Origin of the sequence: Streptomyces sp. NPDC052496, from assembly GCF_040679095.1 — a bacterium.
Classification (GTDB): domain Bacteria; phylum Actinomycetota; class Actinomycetes; order Streptomycetales; family Streptomycetaceae; genus Streptomyces.
Genome location: NZ_JBFAUH010000053.1, coordinates 21,636 through 28,861, shown reverse-complemented (window position 1 = coordinate 28,861; position 7,226 = coordinate 21,636). Strand labels below are relative to the sequence as shown.

Genomic DNA, 7,226 nt, shown 5'->3' with positions numbered 1-7,226 from the left:
GGCCGGGGCAGTGCCCCGGCCTCCGCCGCTCCGTCCGGATGATCGTTTCAGCAGCCCCGGTCGACCAGGTCGAACGACTTGTAGTGGTCCGCGGTGTAGTAGTCCTCGTTCTTCTTGTCACCGGTCACGATGCGCCGGGCTCCGCGGTCCGGGGAGCCGGGCGTCTTCACGGTGTACTCGTGGTAGTAGCCGCTCTGCTGCGCGGGGAGGACGCCCTCCCGGTTGCTGAAGACCGTGCCGTCCTTCGGGTACGGGAAGGGGCCGCCCTTGGCGATCAGGTCCAGGGTGTCGTGGGCCTGCGAGGGCAGCTTGGAGTAGCAGATGTCGCCGACGGCCTTGACCTGCGCGGCCGGGCGGGCGGTGGCCGTGTGCGCCACGGGGGCGGCGGCCGTCGTGGGTGTGGCGGCGAGGGCGGGCCCGCCGACGAGCAGGGCCGAGGCGAGGGCGCCGACGGCGCCGAACCGGGTGATGCGTGGGGGGATCTTCATGGACACAGCATGACGCGCGTAGACAGGTACCTGTCAATAACAAAGGGCGGTTGTTTCCCGCGAGTTCACGGGATGACGCCCGGCTGAACGAGGGGATTGCGGCGAAATGCCTTTTTGCCTCACGGGCAAAACTTTTGCCTGAGAGGCGAAACCTGTCTATACCGGGTGCATGAGCGACACCGCTGCCGAGCCCGCCCCGGGCGAGCTGCCCGAGGATCTGCCCTCCGTCGCGCCCCGGCTGCGCGAGCTGCGGCGCCGTACCGGCCTCACGCTGGAGACGGCCGCCCGCCGGGTGGGGCTCTCGCCCGCACACCTGTCGCGGCTGGAGACCAACCAGCGCCAGCCGTCGCTGCCGATGCTGCTCGCCCTGGCACGTATGTACGGAACAACGGTATCCGATCTGCTGGGCGAGACGGCGCCGGAACGGGATCCGGTCATCCGGGCCGGCCGCGCCGAGCCGTCCGAGGCGGGCGGCTGGACGTACTGGACCCTGGGCGGCGCCGGACGGGCCATGCAGGCCCTGCGGGTGCACGTGCCGCAGCGCGCGCAGGGCGACCTGGTGCGGGTGCACGCGGGCGAGGAGTGGCTGTACGTCCTCAAGGGGCGGCTGCGGCTCACGCTCGGTGAGACCGTGCACCTCCTCGACCCCGGCGACGCCGCCCACTTCGACTCGCTGACCCCGCACCGCATCGCCGCCGCCACCCGCGGCGGCACGGAGCTGCTGTTCGTCCACACGCTGCTGCAGAGCGGCGCGGCCGAGCTGTGCCTCGGCGACACCGCACCGCGCCGCGGCCTGTGACCGAGGAAGGAACCTCTGCCATGTCCGACGACCCCACCCCCCAGGCCGCCGCCGCTCCGGCGTCCGCGCGCAAGTACGTGGAGAACAAGCCGCCGCGCGGCGTCTACGTACGCGTCTTCATCTACGTCGTGGCCACCCACGTGCTGCTGGCCTTCATGAGCATCATCTTCATCATCGCGAAGAACCGCTGAGGCGCCGCCTCCCCTGGCCCTCCGGGAACGATGCCACCTCCGGAACGTCCGGCCACCCGGCGCAAAAGTCCATTGTCCTCCGCCCGCGCCGGGTGAAACCTGCTGTCGCGCGTCGCGCACGCACCACGGCTGTTCCGCGCACCTCGTGGCACCGAGGAGGACCGAAGGATGCACCGCACGCGCACCGCGGCCACCGCCGCCCTCGCCCTGGCCCTGGCCGCCGTCCCGCTGACCGGTCCGCCCGCCGGGGCCACCGGCCCCGAGGGCGGCCGGGACAGCCGGCCGGCCGCCGGTCCCGCCATCACCCCGGCACCGCAGTCCGTCCGCGCCCTCGGCGGCCGGGTCACCGTCACCCCGACCGTCACGGTCGTGGCCGGGCCGCAGGCCGACCGCGCCGCGCTGGAAGTCGTCGAGCGGGCGCTGCGCCGGGCCGGCGCCGACCGGGTCGTCCGGGCCGCGGCGGCGGGCCGGGGCCTGACCGTGTACGTGGACGGCGCGGGCGCCGCGCGGACCCTGGCGGACCTCGGCGTGCGCGGCACCACCGGGCTGCCGGCCGAGGGGTACGCGCTCGCCGTCGGCGACGGCCGGATCGCGCTGGCCGGCACGGACGCCACCGGCACGTACTACGCCGCCCAGTCGCTGCGCCAGCTCCTGCCGCACCGCGACCGCCCCGGCGCCCGGGTGCGCGGCACCGCCGTACGCGACTGGCCCGCCACCCGGCTGCGCGGCGTCATCGAGGGCTTCTACGGCACCCCCTGGTCGCACGCCGCGCGCCTGGACCAGCTCGACTTCTACGGCGCGCACAAGATGAACACGTACGTCTACTCGCCCAAGGACGACCCGTACCTGCGCGAGAAGTGGCGCTCGCCGTACCCGGCGGACCAGCTCGCGCGGCTCAAGGAGCTGGTGGACCGCGCGCGGGCCCGGCACGTGGAGTTCAGCTACGCGCTCTCCCCCGGCCTGTCCGTCTGCTACAGCTCGGACGCCGACCTCAAGGCGCTGACCGGCAAGTTCCAGGCGCTGTGGGACATCGGCGTACGGACCTTCGCCGTGCCGCTGGACGACATCAGCTACACGGACTGGAACTGCGCCGCCGACCGGGAACGTTTCGGCACCGGCGGCGGCGCTGCCGGAACCGCTCAGGCGCACCTGCTGAACCGGGTGAACCGTGAGTTCATCGCCGGGCACCGGGACGCCGGGGCGCAGCCGCTCCAGATGGTGCCGACCGAGTACTACGACGTACGGGCGACGCCCTACAAGGCGGCGCTCAGCAGCCGGCTCGACCCGGACGTGCTCGTGGAGTGGACCGGGGTGGGGGTCATCGCGCCGGTGATGACCGTCGCCCAGGCGGACGCGGCCCGGCAGGTCTTCGGGCACCCGATCCTGACCTGGGACAACTATCCGGTCAACGATTACGTCACCAGCCGGCTGCTGCTCGGTCCCTTCCACGGGCGCGAGCGGGGGCTGCCGGAGCGGCTGGCGGGCATCACGGCCAATCCCATGATCCAGCCCGCCGCTTCCAAGATCGCCCTGTTCACCGTCGCCGACTACGCGTGGAACGACCACGCCTACGACGCCCGCACCTCCTGGACCGCGGCGATCGAGGAGCTGTCCGGCGGCTCCCCGCGCACCGCACGCGCCCTCCGCGCCTTCGCCGACGCCCAGTACGGCTCCGCCCTCAACCCCCGGCAGGCGCCCGAGCTGGCCGCCGCCGTCCGCCGCTTCCGGGCCGGCGGGAGCGCGAAACGCCTGGACGCGACGCTGCGCGTGCTCCAGAGCGCACCGGGCGTCCTGCGCGCCTCCCTCCCCGACCGCGGTTTCCTCGCCGACAGCGGGCCCTGGCTGGACGCGACGGCCGCGTGGGGCCGCGCCGCCCGTACGGCGCTGCGCATGGTCCAGGCGTCCCGTACGGGCGACGAGGCGGCGGCGCGGCGGCTGCGCGAGCGGCTCCCGGCGCTGGTCGAGACCGCGAAGTCGTACGTCTATGCCGGCATGGACGGCAAACGGGTGCCGGTCCGCGTCGCCGACGGCGTGGTGGACACCTTCGTCGCGGACGCCATCGCCGAACATGACGGCAAGGACGGCGCCGCCGGGCGGCAGGACCGTACGCGGGACCGTACGCAGCACCGTGCGGCCGCGCCGCAGGACCGTACCCAGGAGACCCGGTCATGACCCCTGAGAGCGAAGCAACCCCCTCCGGAGGGCCGGGCCCGGCCGGCGCCGACGCCCTCCTGGAAGACGCGGCGCGCGAGCTGGCGCCCGGTGCGTCCGGCAACCCGCTCGTGGCGCGGATCGCCGCGGGTGCGGCGCCGCGCGCGGTGTTCACCGTGCTCGCCCTGGAACAGCACCTGATCATCGACTCCGACCGGCGCAGCTTCCGCCACCTGGCGCGCCGCGCCGACGGCGACCCGCCGGTGGCGGCGTACTTCGAGGCGCTGGCCGACGGGGAGGCGCAGGCGCTCGACGCGCTGCGGGGCCTCGCGGACGCCTGCGGACCGGCCGCGCACGCCGTACGGGAGTACGCGCCGCGGGCCGGCTGCCAGGCGTACCCGTCGTACGTGGCCCGGCTCGCGCTGACGGCGGAACCCGCCGACGTGGTGATCGCCCTGACCGCCAACTTCGCGTCCTGGGGCGGCTACTGCGCCACCGTCGCGACCGCCCTGCGCACCCGCTACGCCTTCCCCGACGCGGCGTGCGCCTTCTTCGACTTCTTCGCCGAACCCGCCGCGGACCTCACCCGCCTGGCCCACGACGCGGTACGGCACGGCCTCGGCGCGTCGCGGGTCACGCCCCGCCTCGCGTACCGGTACGGCCGGCTGCTCCAGGCGTACGAGCTGATGTTCTGGACGGCGCTCGGGGAATGACCGCCCACGGGCGGCGCGCCGCTCCGCCCGCGGAAACAGGGAGCTTTATTTTTTTCCAATTCCTCTTAGCATCGGGCGATTTCCCTGCCAGAATGACCGCTCATGTCCACGGGTCAGGGGAGAATCGTGAAACACCGCACCACCATCGCCTTGTCCGCCGCTCTCGTCGCGGCCGCGGGACTCACCGCGTGCGGCGGCAGCGCCAAGAGCGAGAGCCGGCCGGCCGCGTCGCCGACGGGTTCCGGTGCCCCGTCGGCGGACCAGGCGCCCTCCAAGGCGATCGCCGACGCGGAGGCGCGGCTGGGAATTCCCCCGAAGCCGGACGCCGCGACGCAGGCGCGCTACATCGCCGCCCTGGACGCGATATCCCGGGACATCGTGAACGGCAAACCGGAACGCGCGGTGAGCCGCGGCAGAAGCACCTGCGGCACGGTCCACTCCTTCCCGAAGGACCACGCCAAGCAGGTGGACCAGACCAAGCAGCGTTTCTCCGGGGCGACGCAATTCACCCCGGAGCAGGCGGAGAAGATTCTGCAGGCCGTGCGCACCCACCTGTGCCCGAAGAATTGAGCGGCGCGGGCCTTTCCGGCCGCAGGCCTTCCGTGTGAGGTGGCACGGGGCCGTCATTCCTCGACGGCTCCGCCCACGGCCCGCAGGTGCTCGCGGAAGGTGAGTGCGGGGTCGTGCCGGCGTGCGGCGAGGTACGCGGCGAACCGGAGCTGCCGGCGCAGCGGCTCGCCGTCCCGGACCCGGTCGGCCTGCCGGCGTTCGGTGTCGCGGACCGACTCCGCGAGCACGAGGAGCGCACCGGCGTCCGCGGCGGGCAGGAAGAGCACCCCGTCGTCGTCGCCCAGCACCAGGTCGGCGCGGCCGACGGTCCACTCCCCCACCGTGGCGCTGTCCAGCGCGCCGTCCGGACGGGCGTCCAGGCGCCGTGGCCCGGTGGGGGTCGCGCCCAGGCTGAAGACGGGCAGGCCGATCTCCCGCAGGTCGGCCGTGTCCCGGTGCAGGCCCCAGATGACGATGCCGTCCAGTCCGGCGGCCTGCGCCTCCAGGGCCACGAGGTCGCCGACGCAGCTCTCGTCGGTCCGCCCGGCGTTGTCGGCCACCAGCACATCGCCCGGGGCGGCGGCGTCCAGCGCTTCGAGGAAGATGTCGACGCTGCCGACGTGCCGGGCGGGCAGCACGCGCCCGGCCAGCCGGGTGCCCGGGGTCAGGGCCCGCAGCGGCGGGGGCGCGCAGCGCACCGGTGTCCGGGCGCGCAGGCACGCGTCCGCGAGGTGGGCCGTGGTCAGCGTGGCGAAGCGCTGTCGCAGCTCTTCGTGTTCCATGCCGCACTCCTTCTCCGGGCGGGTCCGGTACCGATGCCGATACCGGACGGGCGAGTTGCGCACACCTTCCACCGCCGCCGCTCCGGCACGCCAGGGCCTGTGACAGGCTCTCGTCATGGATCACAGCAACGACGCCCCGCCCGTCTCCCCGGAGTTGTTCGCCTTCGCCGTCCGTCTCGCCACGCGCGCCGGGCGGATGAGCGCCGAAGCGTTCCACGCGGGCCCGACCGCCGTGCGCACGGTGGACGGCACCGAGGTGACCGCGGCGGACCTCGCCGTCGAGGACTTCGTACGCAGGGAACTGGCCGCCGCGTACCCGGAGGACGCCGTGCTCGGCGAGGAGGCCGGGCCGCGGGCCGGCACGTCCGGGCGGCGCTGGGTGATCGGTCCGGTCAACGGTACCCGGCGGTTCACCGACCGGGTGCCCACGTTCTCCTGCGACCTGGCGTACGAGGACGAGTACGGGCCCGCGATCGGCGTGGTGCACTTCCCGATGAGCCGTCAGACGGTGGCGGCCGGGCGCGGCCTCGGCTGCCGGCTGCTGCTCGGCGCGGACCCGGACCCGCTGGAGGCGCTGCGGACGGACCACGGACGGCTGCGCGCCGGCGGCCGCCGCGAGCCGGGCGGGGGCGGCGCCCGCACCAGCTTGAGCGGGGCCCGGACACAGGCGCACCACATCGCGGGCTGGCCGGAGACGCTGCTGACGGCGCTGCACCGGCGGGTGTTCCTCGTCCCCTCCGAGGGCGGCGTGCTGGACGTGCTCGCCGGGCGGGCGGACGCCCTGGTGGTCGCGGGTCCTGCGCTGGGGTACGAGAACCTCGCCCCGCTGCCGGTGCTCGTCGCGGAGGCCGGCGGCCGGGTCACGGACCTCACCGGCGCGCCCGTCCTGGAAGGGGACGGCTCGGTGCTGATCACGCACGGGCCGTTGCACGACGCGTACCTGGAGGTCGTGGCGGAGTCCGGGGAGGGGCACGACGCGCGGGCGCTCCTGGTCGACGCCCACCCGGGGTGGGCGGCCGAAGGCGCCGCGCTCACCGCGGAGTTGCTGTCCCTGCTCGCCCCGGTGGCCCGGCGCGCCGAACACATCGGGAGCACGTCGGTGCCGGGGATGGCGGCGAAGCCGGTCTTCGACCTCCAGGTGAGCGTGGCGGACCTGGCAGCGGCCGCGGACGCCTTCGACGCGCCGCTGGCGGCACGGGGGTTCGTCCGCTCGCCGTACGAGAGCGACCACGTGCCGGCGGGCCGGGACGACGATCCGGCCCGGTGGGCGAAGCGGCTGTGGTCGCGGCGCGGCGGCCCCGGGCCGGACGTCAACCTGCACGTCCGGCGCACGGGTTCGCCGAACGAGCGGCTGGCGCTGCTCTTCCGCGACTGGTTCCGCGCGCACCCCGGGGCGGTCCCGGCGTACGCCCGCTTCAAGCGTGAACTGGCCCACCGTACGGCCGACATGGGCAGCTACGCGGAGGTCAAGGACCCGGTCGTGGACCTGGTGGCCGAGGTCGCGGAGGCGTGGGCGGCGGAGACCGGGTGGCGCCCCTGAGGGGGCGGCCGGC

General features: G+C 74.5%; 8 protein-coding genes. 6 read left to right on the top strand and 2 right to left on the bottom strand.

The features are described from left to right. Window positions 1–47: 47 nt before the first annotated feature. Window positions 48–488 (bottom strand): ribonuclease, encoded by a 441-nt coding sequence (locus tag AB0L45_RS38610; protein WP_365848471.1) that lies wholly within the window; start codon window positions 486–488, stop codon window positions 48–50. A gap of 169 nt (window positions 489–657) precedes the next feature. Between AB0L45_RS38610 and AB0L45_RS38605 the strand changes: the two genes are divergently transcribed. The 5 genes from AB0L45_RS38605 (at window position 658) to AB0L45_RS38585 (ending at window position 4,912) form a co-directional block, all read left to right on the top strand. Next, window positions 658–1,287 (top strand): XRE family transcriptional regulator, encoded by a 630-nt coding sequence (locus AB0L45_RS38605; protein WP_365848470.1) that lies wholly within the window; start codon window positions 658–660, stop codon window positions 1,285–1,287. 20 nt (window positions 1,288–1,307) lie between these two features. Continuing rightward, entirely contained in the window at window positions 1,308–1,478 is a 171-nt protein-coding gene (locus AB0L45_RS38600) for a DUF6126 family protein (RefSeq protein WP_365848469.1), read from the top strand. Window positions 1,479–1,646: 168 nt separating this feature from the next. Beyond that, a complete protein-coding gene (locus AB0L45_RS38595) occupies window positions 1,647–3,650 on the top strand; it encodes a beta-N-acetylglucosaminidase domain-containing protein (protein ID WP_365848468.1) in 2,004 nt (667 codons plus the stop codon). Next, entirely contained in the window at window positions 3,647–4,342 is a 696-nt protein-coding gene (locus tag AB0L45_RS38590; RefSeq protein WP_365848467.1) for a transcriptional regulator, read from the top strand. Before AB0L45_RS38595 ends, AB0L45_RS38590 begins: the two co-directional genes overlap by 4 nt. Before the next feature lie 126 nt (window positions 4,343–4,468). After that, entirely contained in the window at window positions 4,469–4,912 is a 444-nt protein-coding gene (locus AB0L45_RS38585; RefSeq protein ID WP_365848466.1) for a DUF732 domain-containing protein, read from the top strand. Between the two features lie 53 nt (window positions 4,913–4,965). Here the strand turns inward: AB0L45_RS38585 and AB0L45_RS38580 are convergent, their stop codons facing one another. Further along, a complete protein-coding gene (locus AB0L45_RS38580; protein ID WP_365848465.1) occupies window positions 4,966–5,673 on the bottom strand; it encodes an RraA family protein in 708 nt (235 codons plus the stop codon). Window positions 5,674–5,788: 115 nt separating this feature from the next. Here AB0L45_RS38580 and AB0L45_RS38575 point away from each other — a divergent pair, with 115 nt between their 5' ends. Next, window positions 5,789–7,213, top strand: a complete 1,425-nt coding sequence (locus AB0L45_RS38575) for an inositol monophosphatase family protein (RefSeq protein ID WP_365848464.1) — start codon at window positions 5,789–5,791, stop codon at window positions 7,211–7,213. The last annotated feature ends 13 nt before the right edge of the window (window positions 7,214–7,226 follow it).

Excerpts from the sequence above, each read along its gene's own strand:
- AB0L45_RS38575 (WP_365848464.1), top strand. The coding sequence starts at position 5,789 with ATGGATCACAGCAACGACGCCCCGCCCGTCTCCCCGGAGTTGTTCGCC.
- AB0L45_RS38590 (WP_365848467.1), top strand. The coding sequence starts at position 3,647 with ATGACCCCTGAGAGCGAAGCAACCCCCTCCGGAGGGCCGGGCCCGGCC.
- AB0L45_RS38600 (WP_365848469.1), top strand. The coding sequence starts at position 1,308 with ATGTCCGACGACCCCACCCCCCAGGCCGCCGCCGCTCCGGCGTCCGCG.
- AB0L45_RS38580 (WP_365848465.1), bottom strand. The coding sequence starts at position 5,673 with ATGGAACACGAAGAGCTGCGACAGCGCTTCGCCACGCTGACCACGGCC.
- AB0L45_RS38610 (WP_365848471.1), bottom strand. The coding sequence starts at position 488 with ATGAAGATCCCCCCACGCATCACCCGGTTCGGCGCCGTCGGCGCCCTC.
- AB0L45_RS38605 (WP_365848470.1), top strand. The coding sequence starts at position 658 with ATGAGCGACACCGCTGCCGAGCCCGCCCCGGGCGAGCTGCCCGAGGAT.
- AB0L45_RS38595 (WP_365848468.1), top strand. The coding sequence starts at position 1,647 with ATGCACCGCACGCGCACCGCGGCCACCGCCGCCCTCGCCCTGGCCCTG.